Genomic DNA, 16,158 nt, shown 5'->3' with positions numbered 1-16,158 from the left:
TTAGTATGCAGTAGATTGTCACTGAACATTGCCATCATTGGTATTTGTAGGGTCAAGGGGTGTAAAATAAGCGTGTCTTGTTTTACACCCTATTCATTTCTACGTCATACCGAAGATCTTATGAAAAATATCCTATACTGCTCAGCTCCCAAAATCACTCTAAATAACGCTCTACTTAGTGTCGTTGGTCTTGTCAGCGTCCTAAGCCTCAATGCTTGCCAACAAACACCAGATTATAACTATCTGACTGGTGAAACGATGGGGACAAGCTACCATATCAGCTATCAACTCCCTGACGATGCAGACGAAGCAGCCATACAAGCGTCAATCGATGAACGCTTGAAACAGATTAACGACAGCATGTCGACCTATCAGAGCGACTCGACCATTTCTAAATTTAATCGGTTGGATAAAAACACACCGATTACCATTGATGCTGATTTCAGTCGGGTGCTAGATGTGTCAAAGATTGTCTACGAGCAATCTGGTGGTGCGTTTGATCCGACCGTTATGCCTTTAGTAGAGACTTGGGGCTTTGGCAGCACCATGACTGTCGAGCGTCTACAGAGCCCGCCTACAGCGCTTGAGATTGCTCAAGCAAAAGCACTGGTAGACTTTGAGAGCATTATAAAAAAAGACCAAACGGTATCCAAAACCAAAGACGGCGTTGAGCTTGATTTTTCTGCCGTTGCCAAAGGGTATGGGGTTGATGTCATCGCTGACGTACTCAGAGAGGATTATCAGATTCGCAACTACATGGTTGAGATTGGCGGTGAAATTTCGACGTCTGGCGTTAACAACCAACAGCAGCCATGGCAAATTGCGATTGATGCCCCTATCGAAGGCAGCACTGTTAGCGAGCGCCAAACGATATCTGCCATCCGTCAACCGAAAAATACGGCTAGCCAAATGCATCTGGCAACCTCTGGAAACTATCGTAACTCCGTCATATTCGATGGCAAACGCTATAGCCATACCATCGACCCGACCACGGGCAAACCTATCGCGGGCGGTGCGCCCTCAGTCACGGTAGCAGCTGACTCAGTTGCATTAGCTGATGCATGGGCGACAGCGCTGACGGCGATGCCTTATCATAAAGCACTAGATGTCGCTAAGGCTCAAAATTTGGCTGCTATGTTTGTAGTATTGGCTGTCGATGTAAAAACAGACGGTTCTGACGGCAATGCTTCGGATGACGTGTCTGATGATGATATCGATGACTGGCAAGTCGTACAGACTCCTGCGATGCAAGCATTACGCGCTGACAAAAAGCCCTAGTAAGTTTCCGGCATTGAAACAAGAGAATACGATAACGCGCAACGAGCTTTGCCAAAATTTGCTATACTATTAGTTAGTTGCCATTAAAAGTACATCGTTATCACTAACAGCAACTGCCCCACTTTTGACAATGAGGTTTCCTCTATGCTTAGCCAATTGCTTCCCATGCTTGCCATTACCTTTACGGTGTTTATCCTATTTTTCATTTTTATGGGCATCGGTTATATGGTCAAAAAAAAGCCGCTCAAAGGCTCTTGTGGTGGTGTTGCCAAATTGATGGGTGATGAGCAGTGCTCATTTTGTGGCGATGATCCCAACAAGTGCGACTCATTGATGGCAGAACAACAAGAAAACGCGTTAAGAGCTGCACAACTCGGCAAACCTGTGTAAAAACTCATTAGTTACCATACGCAGGTAGTATTTACCTAACATCTGTTCGTATAATAGCGTCAAGTCACTCAAAAGTGACTTGGCGCTATTTTTATATCGCCATCTCTTATTATCCCTATTTAGACACTCTCTATTTAGATATTTTCTATTTAAAAAATTGGCCAGCAAATATATCTGTTTTGCCCTCTGCAAATTTTTAGTTCTGATTGACGTTATCGATTACCGTTTAGGTAGGTGTCTGAGTAAATGCTCTCTAGTGTTGTTTTACAAGCGACGATTTTTCGGCGCTGTTTTATAACGTGTCCTTTTTCCCTGTTATCGTTGTGCTGCTATGTCTACGTCATCCAATCTGCCTTCATCACGTTTCACCTTTTGGTTAGTGCTATGTGCCATGATTTTGCTAGCGACCAATATGCGTGCCCCTATCGTTGCGCTGGGCGCTATCGCGCCAGTGGTAAAAGAAGCACTCAATATCTCGGAGATACAGATTGGCTGGCTGGGCGCTGTTCCGATGCTGGGTTTTGCCCTTGGTGCACTGATCTCGCCAGCCATTGGCAAGCGCTTCGGGCTTGAGAATACGCTGATTGCTATGATCGCGCTATTAACTACTGGTATGATTTTGCGTACCGTTGTCCCAACGTGGACTGGGTTTTTAATCGGTACTTTATTGCTGACTCTAGCCATTGGCTTTGCTAATACACTAGCCGCGCCTGTCATTAAGCAACGTACTCCGCAACATATTCCGCTGATTACGGGTTTGTTTAGTTTAACCATGACAGTGACCGCAGGGATAGTCTCAGGCATCGTCCTCCCTTTGTCTGAGCAAGTAGGCTGGCAATGGGCGCTGGGTGGTTGGACGATTTTGGGTATTTTTGCGTTATTGATTTGGTTGTTTTTGCGTGTGCGTTTGGGCTCATCCAACCATCAACCCGTCACCTCTACAGATTCAGACGCCCCTAATATCTCTATGTGGCGAACGACGTTTGCTTGGCAAATTGCTGTCTTCATGGGGCTGCAATCATTACTGTTTTATACCGTTGCCAGTTTTTTGCCCTCTATTTTGATTAGTAAAGGGCTATCTGCCGTGAGCGCTGGACAAATGGGTTCTGTGTTTCAGTTTATGGCGCCTATCTCTATTTTGAGTCTGACGTGGCTAATCAATCGTGGTCGTCCTATTCAGGCACTTGCTGTGTTTGCCGCTGTGCTCAATGTCATTGGCGTGCTAGGTATCAGCTATCTATCTACTGATTTGGCGTGGCTATGGTCAGCCATGATGGGGATTGGTTGCTCAGCGATTTTTACCTTGAGTATGATGCTGTTTTCCCTGCGTACCTATACTACCAATCAATCAAGTGAGCTGTCTGGTATGGCACAAGCCGTCGGTTATTTGATTGCGTTTTTTGGGCCGCTTGGCACAGGCTGGCTCCATGAATCGACTGATAGCTGGAGTCTGCCGCTTTTTATTATGCTGATACTCATGATTGCAAACGTGGTAATTGCTTGGCTCGTCAGTCGTCCGGTAATGGTTGATGGTAAATACATTTGATTTCACACTTTTGACCTCTATAAGCTTTTGATTTCTAACGCGTAATAAAGCTGTCTTTAAATTAACCTTAGGGCAATATTGGTCGCTGTCTTATTTTGCTACACTGGTTTGATCGCCTATAGGACATAACCCCCATGATGAATTTACCCTTTCGTTTTACTCACCGCTTGCCTGCTATCGTCATACTCGCAGCCGTAATGGCGATCAGTGGCTGTCAAAAAGATGCCGAACCTACTGCGCCGACTGACACACAGAATACTGAAACAACTAACAATCAAGCTGATACTGTGTCCGTAACCACGGAGGCCGCAGCGCCCGCCGATCAACAAGTCAGTTCTTCACCAATCACTATTTTAGCGCTTGGCGACTCACTGACGGAAGGTCTTGGGGTTGATAAAAATGATAACTACCCTGCTCAGTTAGAAGATCGTCTGCAAGAGACGGGTTATGACAACGCTAAAGTTATCAACTCAGGATTGAGCGGTGAAACCAGCACGGGTCTGGTCAATCGCTTAGATTGGGTGCTACAAACCAAACCTGATGTGACGATTTTGACCATTGGTGCTAACGATGCCATACGTGGTATCGACGTGGCGACGATTGAAGCCAATATTCGTACGGCTGTTAAACGTTTGCAAGACAACGGCAGTGTCGTTATTTTGGGCGGCATGTCGATCTATGACAATCTAGGGAGTGACTACGTTGCAGCATTCTCAGACATTTATCCTCGCGTAGCAAAAGACATGAACGTAACGCTTATTCCGTTCTTCTTAGAGGGTGTGGGCGGTGATCGCGCGCTCAACCAAGCCGATGCGATTCATCCGACTAAGGAAGGCTACACGATCATCGTCAATGACAATATCTTGCCTATTCTAGAGCCTAAATTAAATGAGTTAAAAGAGCTAGAAACAGCTGATGCAGAGAATACGACTGAAACGGTTCAAGCCGAAACGACAAAAAATACGCTAAATGAGACCAATTAACGAGACATTGTAATGACATCATCACCTTCGGTTGCCACATCCACGCCACAAACAGACGCTAAGACACAAGCCCTACTGACCGCTTCGCAGTTAAATAAAACCGTGCAAGTCGGTGAGCAAAAATTATCTATCATCAAGGACGTAGATATTTATGTCAACGCGGGCGAGTTTGTGGTCATCATGGGCAAATCAGGCTCGGGTAAATCCACCTTACTAGGATTGCTCGCGGCATTAGATTATCCTGATAGCGGTACAGTGTCGCTGGCAGGTCAAACGCTTAGCAGTCTGGATGAAGATGCGTTGGCGGTCATTCGTCAACAGGACATGGGCTTTGTCTTTCAGTCATTTCACTTACTGCCAACACTGACCGTCGCCGAAAACATTGCCTTCCCGTTGGATATTGCACGGCGCTCAAACCCAACACGCGTAGACGAGCTGATTGACGCGGTCGATTTGGGTCATCGCCGTCATAGCTTACCCAATCAACTATCTGGTGGTGAGCAGCAGCGTACAGCGGTGGCACGAGCTTTGGTATCGCATCCAAAGATTGTCTTTGCTGATGAGCCAACAGGGAACTTAGATGAGCAAAATGCGGATCAAGTCATGCAATTGTTATTGGACTTACGCCAGCAGGTTGGCTCGGCACTGGTGGTGGTGACTCACGATCCTGCACTTGCCGAGATGGCAGATCGCGTTATTACGATGCATGACGGCCGGATTGTACCGACATGAATGAAAAGCTGACAGACAAAAAATCGAATGATATAAAAAAGACTGATACCAGTATGCGTCAAGAGTCCAGTTATTCTAGCAGTATCCTCAATCAACTTTTCACCAAAACACTAGGTTCTCAAGCACTCAGCCGTAGCTGGTGGCAGCGCTGGGTCTATCCTGTCTTGTTTCTACTCACATTGACCTTGTCACTTGCAACCTACTTGACGCTCGACTCGGTACAGCAGTCTGTCGATAGTTATATCAATGATAATCAGCGTGCACTCGTTGGTGGCGATTTGATTCTAAACAGTAAACAAGATTGGCCAAGCGAGGTACTGGCGCAAGTAGAAACTATCCCCGATACGCAGACGGTGTATGACTATCAGTTTAGCGCCATGCTCGTCACTGATGAGCAAACTTTGCTTGCCAGCGTCAAAGCCGTCTCACCGTCTTATCCCTTATACGGTACAGCTGAGCTTGCCTCAGGACAACCGCTGTGGGATCAGCTGACATCCGACAGTGTGATCGTCGCGCCAGAAGTCCTCAGCGGACTCAAAGCCAGTATCGGCGACCGTATCACCATTGGTGATGCGCAATTCACGATCAGTGATGTACTGACCAAAGAGCCTGATCGTCCGCTGACCACTTTTGGTTTTGGCGGGCGCGTGTTAATGAAACAAGATGCGTTAGAGGCGACCAATCTATTGGGTCAGCGCAGCCGCATAAACTATCGTATTGAGATGGCAGGTGATCCTGAGCTGATAAGCACGCAGCGTAAAAAGCTCACAGGCATACTGACCAGTTATCCCGATATTGAGCTCTCTGATGCCGAGTCAGCAGATACTTCGGTTTCGCGTATCTCTGACAATGTGCTGATGTTTTTAAAGCTACTGGTCATCGCGGTGTTGCTACTATCTGCGGTCGCCATGTACGGTGTCATTAGTGCGTTTGTCAGCAAGCAGCAGTCTAATAATGCCATTCGTTTGGCGTTAGGCGAACCACTTGGCTCACTCAAACGTAGCTATTATCAATTGCTTATCATCACGACCGTCATTGCTTGTATCGCAGCGGTTGCCCTTAGTCTGGGTTTGCTTAAAATCGGTCAGCCGTATCTGGTAGCTATCTTGCCTGCCGACGTTGGTCTAGCCATCAATCCAATCAGTGCGATCAAGACCATTGTGATTGCCTTAGCCCTGACGCTACTGATTGCGCAGCGTGGTTTGAGCGCGCTTAACACGACCAAACCCGCTACCCTACTTAATCAAGGGGCAAGTACGCAGGTGCAAAACCTGCCGTGGTATCGACGCACGCCATTACTTTGGTATGGGTTAGTGCTGGTAGGGCTGTATGCTTTCTTTGCTTATGAAGTCGGCTCACTGTCATTAGGCGCGCAGTTATTGGGCGGCTTGATCGGCTTTGTGGCGATATTTTGGCTATTGGCGCGTGGGTGGCTGTGGCTGCTTAATAAGTTGGCGAGCAACACCAAGGTCAGTTGGATGCAGCGTATCGCCATTCATAATCTGGCGCGTAAGGGCAATCAATCCGCATTGTTCTTTGTCACCTTATCGCTATCGGTCGCAGTGCTGACGCTCATCACGACACTCAATCACAGTATCAATGCGCAGTTTATTAATGCCTATCCTGAAGACGCGCCCAATCTATTTTTGCTCGATGTTCAGAGCGATCAACATGACGATATTGATGCGATCATTGATGCGCCCGTTATTTATTATCCCGTCATTCGCGCCCGTGTGGAGACGGCCAATGACGTACCGGCAAAAGATATCGAACCTGAGGATGGATTTGATGACCCTACGCGAGTGTTTAACTTAAGCTACGCAGATACGGTCATGGATACTGAGTACATCATTGACTCACTCACAGACGACGCGCTATACACCCCTATCGATGCGACAGATGAGCAAATCAAACCCTTGTCTATCTTGGATACTGCTGCCAGTATGCTCAATGTCGGTATGGGCGATCAGGTACGCTTTAACATTCAAGGGATTGAGATCATCGGGCAAATCACCAGTATTCGCACACGCTATGAGCGTGGCCCAAGTCCGTATTTTTACTTCTTGTTTGAGCCGTCTGTGCTGTCTGCTGCCCCGCAGATTCAGTTTGCCACTACGCATGTATCAGAAGATGCCATTCCAGAGCTACAAGGCAAACTGGTACGCGAGTTCCCTGCGGTCACCACAATCGATGGCACTGCTATCGCGAAGCAAATCCAAGAGTTGGTAGTACAAATGAGCCGCTTGGTCTATGTGTTCACCTTGCTTGCCCTACTCACTGGGGTCATGGTACTGATCAGCTCGCTACTGTCTACCTCACAAGATCGTATGAAAGACAGCGCGTCATTTAGACTGCTCGGTATGCAAAAGCGTGATCTGTATATGCTCAATATACTAGAGCTGGGCGTGCTTGGTATTAGCGCGGCAACCTTTGCGGTCGTCATCGCCAGCGTTGGTGCATGGGCGGCTATCACGCAGTGGTTTAATCTACAATTTAGTGTGCCGTGGATGAGTTTGGCCATTGGCGGTGCAGCGTTAATCGTATTGCTGTTTGCTATTGCCATTATTTATGTGAGACTGGTGATTGGACGCGGGATTATGGCACGGGTGAGGGCTATGATTTAAGCGTATTCAATTTTAGCTTTGCAAAGAAAAACCCCTTTATAGGGGTTTTTTATTCGATATTATTTGTAAGCCAATGATTAGCTTTAGAACAAACCATCTTTAGCTTCGATCTTTCTACTCATTTATAATTACTCAAGATGTGAAGAAACCTACTATTATCTCTATTATACTCAATCGATCCTGCTAATACTTTTATATTATGGTATCTCATAGAGGTATGTCTAAATAGCCAGAATAGCTCTTCAGTGTATTGACTCTTTTCTAGAATACATATTACGTACACCATCTCCAGATTTGCATTGTAAATACTATTTTTTATTCTTTCTATATTACCTATAATATTATTTTTAATATTTTCAGTTAATCTTAAATCCTTTACAACAATTCCATTTCTAAGATCTCCATTACTCACTATGTAATCGAAAACGTAATCTCCATTTTCTGCTACTACAGTTTCAAACCTTTGTAACAAGTAATTTTGAATTATATCTTCTACAGAAACATTATTAGAATGATTTTCTAGGTTATTGTTTGAAGATATATTTCTTACTTCTTGTATTACCTCATCTTCTACTTTCGCACCCATTTTTTCATTTGCATAACTTAGGAAGTTTTCCATAGTGTACATATGAAATCGCTCAACATTTGCTTCTTCTTTAATCTCATTTATTAACTCTGGTCTAGCACCTATAGTTTTACCAGATTTTTTTAACCACCAATCAGATTTATTATCGTCTGTTATAAATATAATATCTGTCAATTCACTATCTTTAGCATGCTCAATTATCTGTTTCCAAATAATTAAATCTCCGTATTTGCGTTCATAGTAAATATTTGCATGTTTATTATGACTTGATTCATCTTCATTCAAATCTTTTTTGTTATCTTTGAATCCAGGCGGTATCCTATATTTGTAACGAATGGCACCATCCTTAGTAATTTTATCTATTTCCTCCTGGTTTTTTGGAGCTTTACCAACTTTCCCATGAAATAGTTCATCTATTTTTTCCCGTATAGTATCTGGAGAGTTAATATCCATACTCATTTCTTTGAAACCATCTATTTCTGTAGACATATTGCTTTTGAAAGATTCAATGATCTCCATTAACTTATCAGGATCGATATTGCTGTGTCTTTTCTTTAACTGTAGGTTATTAACCTTAGTTTGCATGTCAGTTACAGATTTAGAAACTATATCTTCTAGTTCTGAATAACGATTATATTGTTTCGATATGACATTCACTCTGTTATTTTGGAACTCTAGCCCTACGTAATAAGGGATCCAAACTCTTTCGGAAAACCCTTCAATTACTTTTATTAGTGAATCTCTTGTTGAGGACTGATAACGATATAGGTTCAACAGAACATTAGTATCAAATACAAACACAGCATTCTTCCATAGTTCATTAAGGTCTTCCTCAGTTAAGCTGTAGTAACCTTTGAACAGTTCTTGCATTTGCATAATCTTTTCCTTTATATTCTTACAGTAAAAATAGTAGCCGCAGTGAGGTAAGCTATAGCTTGTAGGGCTAAATTATTGCTTTAGTATCGAAACAATCCTATATTGAGATGATATATATCACAGCCTATCAACTACAAGCAAAATAATATTTCTTACTGAACCCCAGATTTTAAACGCCTTCTATTCATTTAGAGGGCGTTTTTTACTTCATAAGCTGTATATACATATAAGTTAATAACAGCCGCGCACTTTGCTTATTTTATAGCCCTCATTTGCTATACTAGCCCAACTTTATCGGTTAAATACCCACTTATAACACCCTCCCAAACAGCATGGTAGCCTTATGAAATTCTCAAAGTTCGGTCAAAAATTTACCCAGCCCACTGGCATCTCACAATTGATGGATGATCTGGGCGACGCGCTAAAAAGCGATCAGCCAGTCAATATGCTAGGCGGTGGTAACCCTGCCAAAATTGATGCCGTCAATGAGCTGTTTTTGGAGACATATAAGGCGCTTGGCGTTGATAACGACGCAGGCGTGCCCAATAGTAGCGCGATTATTAGCATGGCGAATTACTCCAACCCGCAAGGGGATGCAGGCTTTATCGATGCGTTGGTTGGCTTCTTTAACCGGCATTATGATTGGAATCTAACGGCAGACAACATCGCTCTGACCAATGGCTCACAAAATGCATTTTTCTATTTGTTTAATCTGTTTGGCGGTGCGTTCACAGATGAGCAGAACGAATCTGTCGACAAATCCATTCTACTGCCATTGACCCCTGAGTATATCGGCTATAGCGATGTGCATGTGGAAGGTCAGCATTTCACCGCCGTATTGCCGCACATCGATGAAGTGACGCATGATGGCGAAGAAGGCTTCTTTAAATATCGTGTCGATTTTGAGGCTTTAGAGAACTTGCCAGCACTCAAGGAAGGTCGTATCGGGGCGATTTGTTGCTCACGCCCGACCAACCCGACTGGCAACGTGCTGACCGATGACGAAATGGCGCATTTATCCGAGATTGCGGGGCGCTATGACATACCGCTGATTATCGATAACGCCTACGGTATGCCCTTCCCGAATATCATCTACTCTGATGTCAATTTGAATTGGGATAACAATACGATTCTGTGCTTTAGCCTGTCCAAAATTGGTTTGCCCGGTATGCGTACGGGTATTATCGTCGCCGATGCCAAAGTGATCGAAGCGGTCAGCGCGATGAATGCCGTGGTCAATCTAGCACCGACCCGCTTTGGTGCAGCGATTGCCACGCCACTGGTCGAAAATGACCGTATCAAGCAGTTATCTGATAATGAGATTAAGCCGTTTTATCAAAAGCAGGCGAAACTCGCGGTGACGCTATTAAAAGAGGCATTGGGCGATTATCCGCTCATGATTCACAAGCCTGAGGGTGCGATATTCTTTTGGTTATGGTTTAAAGACTTGCCGATTAGCACGCTAGATCTATACGAGCGTCTCAAAGAAAAAGGCACCTTGATTGTGCCAAGCGAATACTTCTTCCCCGGTGTCGATGTTAGCGATTATCAGCACGCACACGAGTGTATTCGCATGAGTATCGCCGCCGATGAGCAGACACTGACTGATGGTATTAGAGTGATTGGTGAAGTAGTGCGCGCATTATATGATGAGGCAAAGAACAAATAGCCCTAGCTGCAACTCGCAAAATAAAAACGGACTAATTAATAGTCCGTTTTTTTATGCTATGAAATGATCTACTTTATTTTAAGTGAACGATTTGCCAACCTTTTAGCTAAGCGCTTTTAGTAATTCAGTAGCGCTTAATTTACCAAACTCATTGGCAGCTAATGGTCCATCCCCTGAGATCAGTTTTCTGTCTTGATGAGTGCTACCGGTGGCCAGTTTATTGCTAATAGTGACGCCTAGGTCTTCAAGCTTTTCACCAAAGTACCATGGCATCGTACCAGGCAGATAGCCAATTTTTGGCATTTGCTTATCCATAGCAGTGGGAAACGCTACCATCTCATAACCTTTAAAGATAAAGTCGCGCTCGGACTTATCATCCGCCTTATCAGAAGCGTTTAGATTAGCGGATAATAAAGCGGCAGGTCCATGGCAAATCGCTAAGGTAAACAAGTCATTTTTATGGCCCCAGCGTAGCAATTCGCCAAGGTTCTTGTCCTCAGGCAAGCCTAGCATCGCGCCATGACCACCTGGAATAAAAATCGCTGCATAGTCGTCGCTATTGGCCATGTCATTTTTGACAAAGTCAGCGATACTTTTCGGACTCTCAAGCTTTGACTGATACTCAGCGTATATTTGTTTAACATCGTCATCATCTTCTGGCATCGCCCATTGCTCAACTTTGACAGACGCTCCTGTTGGCGTAAAGATGTCCGTGTCAAAACCCGCTTTTTTAAAATGCAATAAGGGCACCATCATCTCAACAGGGTGATTGCCGGTATCAAACTTTTTACCATTTTCCATAGTCATGTATTGCTGCTCGCTACAGACCATGAGGATTTTTTTATTGCCCGTATACGGCGTGTCATACTCTGTGTTGTCATAGTTGGTTTTACTTGGGGCCGCCAATTTCAAAGATGATTTGGAAGGAATATATACTCCCGCTTCGGTTTCTTGTGCTTGCAACCCTAACGTTTCTTTTGCGTTGTCTAGTATTTCTTGGATATTCATAGTGCTTCCTAGTTATTATTAATTATGGAGGATGGATAGCTAGTCAGGCGGCATTTAAAGACGATATGCTTAGGATATACACCGATACCGCTGCTCTTTGATCTTAAGATAACAAACTGAGAAAGGGTTAAATAGACAAGACTTTTTATATTTCGTAAGCTTTGTAAAGAGAGCGTGTTTGATCTGTCAAATTACAACCGCTGCAACAGCTACCTAGTTAGGCAGAAGCTATTTTAGAAGTCATTTGTGTAGATGTTTTTATAGGAGCACTGCTCTTGACGAACCAATGCAAAAGCATGGTATAAAAGCGATTGGCGGAAGTCTTTTGTGAGCTTTATGATTAAGCATAAAGCAAATAATTATAAATAAAGCGAACAAATAAAAACGGACTCATTAATAGTCCGTTTTTTTATGGCGCTTGGTCAGTGAGGTAGATTTATTGGTTGGTCGAAAGATAGTCGTCCACTTATTGAGCGCAAAGAGTAGATAAGGCAATAGGCACGTATTCATCAGATCATGCAGACTGGCCTTTATATCCACCATTTCTAATGCCAAGAGGCCTTTTGGTATGATGATATGGCGATTGTCCAGATACTCACCTGATAACGCCACGCCAGTGACCACGATCAACGCGATGAACGCTCTGATATTGTGGCTTTTGATGATAGGACGCAGCACAAACAGACAAAGCAGGTAGACACCAACGCCAACGTAGATATGTAAGGCATCTTTGGCAAGGCCAGTTGTTTCAACAACATTCATTTTAAAGGCAGTAAAGTCCACTAGAGTATTCCAAATATAAGCAAGCAGAAAATGATTGAGCGTATCACTAAACAATAATAACTAAAAATTGATAGTTAAGAATGACAATAGTGGAGAATAAAAAAGGTAGATTATACAAGCGATAATCTACCCTATTCTGAAGCGAGTGTGCAATTTACGTTTACTGCCTATCTACACATCCCACTCGACAAAATTCTTTAGCAGTTGCAAGCCAGCGGTATGGCTCTTTTCTGGGTGGAACTGGGTGGCAAATAGATTGTCTTGGATGACACTGGCACAGAACGGCTGTCCATAATCACATACCGCCGCCACTTGCGCGCTATCAGCAGGCTCACAGTAATAACTGTGTACAAAGTAAAAATGCGCGTTGTCCTCGATACCGTGCCAAAGCGGATGGTCAAAAGCCATACCACTGATCGTATTCCAACCCATATGTGGTACTTTTATCGTTGCGCCTTGTTTGTCTTTCCACGTAGGGTCAAATGCTTCTACCGTGCCGTTCAAGATACCAAGGCAGTCTGTACCTCCATTTTCAGCCGATTGCTCAAACAACGCTTGCATCCCCACACAGATGGCCATAACGGGTTTGTTAAACACTGCATGGCGTATCACCTCATCGATGCCTGCCTCATGCATACCAGCGATACAGTCACGCATGGCACCGACACCAGGGAAGACAATTTTATCTGCTGCCGCGACAACTTTTGGATCATTGGTGATAGAGACGTCTGCCCCGACGACTGATAGTGCTTTGCCAGCTGAATGCAAATTGCCCATACCATAATCTAATAATGCTACTTTGGTCACTTTAGCCATTAAAACGCCTCTTTGGTCGATGGCAAGGTATTCAGCGCACGCTCATCATATTCGCAGGCCATACGCAGCGCACGAGCAAATGCTTTGAAGGTTGATTCGATTTGGTGATGGCTGTTTTTACCTTTGAGATTGTCCAAATGCACCGTCATCCATGAGTGATTGACGAAGCCATAAAAGAACTCACTGAATAGATCAACATCGAAGCGGCCAACGTGCGAGCGCGTAAATGGGATGTCCATGTGCAGCCCTGGACGCCCTGACAGATCAACCACAGCGCGGGTCAGTGCTTCGTCTAACGGTGCATAAAAATGTCCATAACGACGGATGCCTTTTTTGTCGCCCAACGCTTTGTTAAATGCTTGGCCAAGGGTAATACCCGTGTCTTCGACGCTATGATGGTCATCGATAAAGGTATCACCAACACATTTGATATCCAAGTCAAACAAACCATGACGCTTGATTTGATCAATCATATGATCCAAAAACGGTACGCCCGTGTCTACCACGCCTTTACCTGTACCATCGAGGTTGACGGTACACGTAATCTGCGTTTCGGCAGTGATGCGCTCAACGGTCGCGATACGCTCAGGGCGACCATATAAATTTAGGTTTGTTGCTTGATTTTGCTCAGTTGCATTGGCTGTCATGGCTATTCTCTATCGGTTTTTTATCAGTGAAAAGCGGTCAATTATAAATAGGGTAAAACATCGCCCATTGCTGTCCGTTACATCGCCGCAATCAACGTCAGCAAAAAATGTATGAAAAAGTGATATATACAAAAGATATCAATATATTAGGGTTGATGTGTATCACATATGATTTAGCCTCATCATAGCAAACCCTAACATTTACTGCCACGACCAAGCGCTAAACCACGCACAAATTTACGTCATTCTGCTAAAATAGTGTGTTCAGTATTATCAATCATGACTCGCTCGAACATTGACAATGTCTACCTTGTGGCACTACTCTCTATGACATTGTGCTGTGTATACCGACTTTATACTATAAAAACCCTCTGTTTATAGGAACTGCTATGCCGTTAGAAGCGATCGCCATTAATAGCTTGGACGCACCACTCATCAAAAAACCTGCTCGCGACAATGAGCTAGCAGAGCGCTTGCAGGCATTATACGATAGCGATGATGCGCAGCCTGATGGTGCCGAGGTGTTAAATATCGTTGCGCAAGGGTTTAAACGTGGACAGTATCTCTATGTGGGTATGTTCAATGATAAGCCTATCGCTGCGGTTGCTTGCTTTGATGATGGGCAGACCGATGCCAAGCGTTTGCAATATCTGACGGTACATCCAGAGAATCGTAAACGTGCCATCGATGCCAAATTTATTAAACTGGTCTATGACTGCGAGGTCAAAAAAGGCGTGCGTGAATTCGTCCCTGCGGATGCGGATATTCACCGTATTATGAGCGAGTATGAACTACTGCGCGTGAAAGACTGAATGTATAGAAAAAATGGTTAATTTTACCCATATTTGATTATTTATCGTCTTTTATTCGATATAACGCAAAAATCACTTGACAGTCGTGCTCATATTTAGTTTAATAGCGCCTCAACGAAGACGGCTCGATAGCTCAGTAGGTAGAGCAACGGATTGAAAATCCGTGTGTCGGCAGTTCGATCCTGCCTCGAGCCACCATTCGTTAATAGATTCTAAAAAGCCCCGAACAGCGATGTTTGGGGCTTTTTTATGTTTAAATTTTACCGTATTCTTTAGCGTTCATTTTATTCATGCGTCGCTCTTATTCGTACAGCCGACCACGTAATAATACATTGCAGCGTTCACGCGAGTCTAAGTCATAGATCGTTGCGCGGTAATCAATTCCGTGACGTCCTTCAAAGAATATCACGCGATCACCCACGGCTAAGAAACAAGACGTGCGCGCATCATAGATAAAGCCATCTATTACGAACGCCAAATCGCGATCTATCTCGCGTACGGTATACGTTTCACTTTGCGGAATCAACTTTTCAAACCAAGCGCTATGGGCAGCCATACTCGTAAAAATACTTGTCGTTAGCAGTAGTAGCGCAATCCGTATGTTTTTGGATACTAGCGAACGGATTTGCTTAGTGACACTTATTTTGTTCTTTAACATGATATTTCTCATCGCTCACTTTACTCACGGTTGCATAACATTTTTGTGCTTTTTTCTACACCGTTTGGCTCAGTATACTCAATAACTATGAATGAGCAGATACCCATTATAGTACAGAGCCTAGGTGGCAGATATGAGAGAATTCGATTACGACTTGGATTATAAAAATCTTGATCTACGTGAGCATCCTGAGCTATATCGCGTCGGGCGCGGTGAGCAAGGCGTATTACTGGTAGAGCCTTACAAGTCTGAAATCCTCCCGCATTGGCGTTTTGCGACTCCTGACATTGCCCACGAGAGCAGTGAGGCGATTTACCAGATGTTTTTAGATTACTTGGCTGACGATGACTTCGTCGGTGCAGATATGGCGCGTAAGTTTATCCAAATGGGCTATACCCGTGCACGTCGCTATGCCAATCATAAAGGCGGCAAAAAGTATAAAGGGCCAGTACCTGATGACAAAAAAGGCCAAAGCGGCGCCCATGGCCGCGAAGAGTTACCACGACAAACCGAAGATCCCATCAAAGCAGAATCGGCGCGTATTTTTAAGCAAAAATGGGACGAGTGTCGTGAGAACGAAGATTATCTAAGAATGAAGAAAGAACACCGCGCGCGTTATAAAGATGTCGAGTAATTGCTAATGCTCATCACCTTGAGAATATAAGAACATTAAATTGACCAGTCTTAAAATACTACTGTGCTAAGGTATAACACGGAATATCGAACATAATAAATATAATTACTTTTAAT

15 protein-coding genes and 1 tRNA gene are annotated in these 16,158 nt (G+C 44.1%); 10 read left to right on the top strand and 6 right to left on the bottom strand.

From position 1 onward, the window contains the following. Positions 1-120 precede the first annotated feature (120 nt). From ACTXGK_RS15780 to ACTXGK_RS15755, 6 genes are all read left to right on the top strand, one after another. On the top strand, positions 121-1,278 hold the full coding sequence (locus tag ACTXGK_RS15780; protein ID WP_443514850.1) for an FAD:protein FMN transferase: 1,158 nt from the start codon (positions 121-123) through the stop codon (positions 1,276-1,278). A 144-nt stretch (positions 1,279-1,422) separates the two neighbouring features. Further along, the gene (gene nqrM, locus ACTXGK_RS15775) at positions 1,423-1,668 is read left to right on the top strand and encodes a (Na+)-NQR maturation NqrM (RefSeq protein ID WP_443514849.1); all 246 of its coding nucleotides are present in this window, start codon (positions 1,423-1,425) and stop codon (positions 1,666-1,668) included. Positions 1,669-1,999: 331 nt separating this feature from the next. Further along, positions 2,000-3,214, top strand: coding sequence for an MFS transporter (locus ACTXGK_RS15770; protein WP_443514848.1), 1,215 nt, complete (start codon positions 2,000-2,002; stop codon positions 3,212-3,214). 134 nt (positions 3,215-3,348) lie between these two features. Continuing rightward, a complete protein-coding gene (locus ACTXGK_RS15765; protein WP_443514847.1) occupies positions 3,349-4,197 on the top strand; it encodes an arylesterase in 849 nt (282 codons plus the stop codon). A gap of 12 nt (positions 4,198-4,209) precedes the next feature. Next, positions 4,210-4,929 carry an ABC transporter ATP-binding protein gene (locus tag ACTXGK_RS15760; protein WP_443514846.1) on the top strand — a complete coding sequence of 240 codons (720 nt, stop codon included), beginning with the start codon at positions 4,210-4,212 and terminating at the stop codon, positions 4,927-4,929. Continuing rightward, complete coding sequence (locus ACTXGK_RS15755) at positions 4,926-7,553, top strand: ABC transporter permease (protein ID WP_443514845.1); 2,628 nt, start codon at positions 4,926-4,928, stop codon at positions 7,551-7,553. The genes ACTXGK_RS15760 and ACTXGK_RS15755 overlap by 4 nt, the downstream gene beginning before the upstream one ends. 118 nt (positions 7,554-7,671) lie before the next feature. Here ACTXGK_RS15755 and ACTXGK_RS15750 read toward each other — a convergent pair whose 3' ends face one another. After that, complete coding sequence (locus tag ACTXGK_RS15750; protein WP_443514844.1) at positions 7,672-9,015, bottom strand: PIN-like domain-containing protein; 1,344 nt, start codon at positions 9,013-9,015, stop codon at positions 7,672-7,674. 343 nt (positions 9,016-9,358) lie between these two features. Between ACTXGK_RS15750 and ACTXGK_RS15745 the strand changes: the two genes are divergently transcribed. Next, positions 9,359-10,684: a valine--pyruvate transaminase gene (locus tag ACTXGK_RS15745; RefSeq protein ID WP_443514843.1), complete on the top strand. Its 1,326-nt coding sequence runs from the start codon at positions 9,359-9,361 to the stop codon at positions 10,682-10,684. A 102-nt stretch (positions 10,685-10,786) separates the two neighbouring features. On the opposite strand, the gene hchA is transcribed toward ACTXGK_RS15745, so the two are convergent. From hchA to hisB, 4 genes are all read right to left on the bottom strand, one after another. Beyond that, positions 10,787-11,692: a glyoxalase III HchA gene (gene hchA, locus ACTXGK_RS15740; protein WP_443514842.1), complete on the bottom strand. Its 906-nt coding sequence runs from the start codon at positions 11,690-11,692 to the stop codon at positions 10,787-10,789. A gap of 393 nt (positions 11,693-12,085) precedes the next feature. Beyond that, positions 12,086-12,475, bottom strand: coding sequence for a hypothetical protein (locus tag ACTXGK_RS15735; RefSeq protein WP_522909760.1), 390 nt, complete (start codon positions 12,473-12,475; stop codon positions 12,086-12,088). Positions 12,476-12,646: 171 nt separating this feature from the next. After that, positions 12,647-13,291: an imidazole glycerol phosphate synthase subunit HisH gene (gene hisH / locus ACTXGK_RS15730; protein ID WP_443514840.1), complete on the bottom strand. Its 645-nt coding sequence runs from the start codon at positions 13,289-13,291 to the stop codon at positions 12,647-12,649. Continuing rightward, positions 13,291-13,938, bottom strand: a complete 648-nt coding sequence (gene hisB, locus ACTXGK_RS15725; protein WP_443514839.1) for an imidazoleglycerol-phosphate dehydratase HisB — start codon at positions 13,936-13,938, stop codon at positions 13,291-13,293. The genes hisH and hisB overlap by 1 nt, the downstream gene beginning before the upstream one ends. 389 nt (positions 13,939-14,327) lie before the next feature. Between hisB and ACTXGK_RS15720 the strand changes: the two genes are divergently transcribed. Together ACTXGK_RS15720 and ACTXGK_RS15715 are read left to right on the top strand one after the other, a co-directional pair. After that, positions 14,328-14,750: a hypothetical protein gene (locus tag ACTXGK_RS15720; RefSeq protein ID WP_443514838.1), complete on the top strand. Its 423-nt coding sequence runs from the start codon at positions 14,328-14,330 to the stop codon at positions 14,748-14,750. Positions 14,751-14,872: 122 nt separating this feature from the next. Further along, positions 14,873-14,948, top strand: a tRNA-Phe gene (locus ACTXGK_RS15715). 103 nt (positions 14,949-15,051) lie between these two features. Here ACTXGK_RS15715 and ACTXGK_RS15710 read toward each other — a convergent pair. Then, positions 15,052-15,408: a hypothetical protein gene (locus ACTXGK_RS15710; RefSeq protein WP_443514837.1), complete on the bottom strand. Its 357-nt coding sequence runs from the start codon at positions 15,406-15,408 to the stop codon at positions 15,052-15,054. 133 nt (positions 15,409-15,541) lie between these two features. Between ACTXGK_RS15710 and ACTXGK_RS15705 the strand changes: the two genes are divergently transcribed. Next, positions 15,542-16,042 (top strand): DUF4385 domain-containing protein, encoded by a 501-nt coding sequence (locus ACTXGK_RS15705; RefSeq protein ID WP_443514836.1) that lies wholly within the window; start codon positions 15,542-15,544, stop codon positions 16,040-16,042. Positions 16,043-16,158: the final 116 nt, after the last annotated feature.

The sequence above is a fragment of the Psychrobacter sp. T6-5 genome, assembly GCF_052258485.2.
Classification (GTDB): Bacteria; Pseudomonadota; Gammaproteobacteria; order Pseudomonadales; family Moraxellaceae; genus Psychrobacter.
The sequence above is the reverse complement of the archived record's forward strand: the minus strand, read 5'-3'. Positions and strand labels throughout refer to the sequence as shown.

What these genes read in the sequence shown, in the direction of transcription:
- ACTXGK_RS15780 (WP_443514850.1), top strand. Translation starts at nt 121, where the DNA reads ATGAAAAATATCCTATACTGCTCAGCTCCCAAAATCACTCTAAATAAC.
- nqrM (WP_443514849.1), top strand. Translation starts at nt 1,423, where the DNA reads ATGCTTAGCCAATTGCTTCCCATGCTTGCCATTACCTTTACGGTGTTT.
- ACTXGK_RS15770 (WP_443514848.1), top strand. Translation starts at nt 2,000, where the DNA reads ATGTCTACGTCATCCAATCTGCCTTCATCACGTTTCACCTTTTGGTTA.
- ACTXGK_RS15765 (WP_443514847.1), top strand. Translation starts at nt 3,349, where the DNA reads ATGATGAATTTACCCTTTCGTTTTACTCACCGCTTGCCTGCTATCGTC.
- ACTXGK_RS15760 (WP_443514846.1), top strand. Translation starts at nt 4,210, where the DNA reads ATGACATCATCACCTTCGGTTGCCACATCCACGCCACAAACAGACGCT.
- ACTXGK_RS15755 (WP_443514845.1), top strand. Translation starts at nt 4,926, where the DNA reads ATGAATGAAAAGCTGACAGACAAAAAATCGAATGATATAAAAAAGACT.
- ACTXGK_RS15750 (WP_443514844.1), bottom strand. Translation starts at nt 9,015, where the DNA reads ATGCAAATGCAAGAACTGTTCAAAGGTTACTACAGCTTAACTGAGGAA.
- ACTXGK_RS15745 (WP_443514843.1), top strand. Translation starts at nt 9,359, where the DNA reads ATGAAATTCTCAAAGTTCGGTCAAAAATTTACCCAGCCCACTGGCATC.
- hchA (WP_443514842.1), bottom strand. Translation starts at nt 11,692, where the DNA reads ATGAATATCCAAGAAATACTAGACAACGCAAAAGAAACGTTAGGGTTG.
- hisH (WP_443514840.1), bottom strand. Translation starts at nt 13,291, where the DNA reads ATGGCTAAAGTGACCAAAGTAGCATTATTAGATTATGGTATGGGCAAT.
- hisB (WP_443514839.1), bottom strand. Translation starts at nt 13,938, where the DNA reads ATGACAGCCAATGCAACTGAGCAAAATCAAGCAACAAACCTAAATTTA.
- ACTXGK_RS15720 (WP_443514838.1), top strand. Translation starts at nt 14,328, where the DNA reads ATGCCGTTAGAAGCGATCGCCATTAATAGCTTGGACGCACCACTCATC.
- ACTXGK_RS15710 (WP_443514837.1), bottom strand. Translation starts at nt 15,408, where the DNA reads ATGTTAAAGAACAAAATAAGTGTCACTAAGCAAATCCGTTCGCTAGTA.
- ACTXGK_RS15705 (WP_443514836.1), top strand. Translation starts at nt 15,542, where the DNA reads ATGAGAGAATTCGATTACGACTTGGATTATAAAAATCTTGATCTACGT.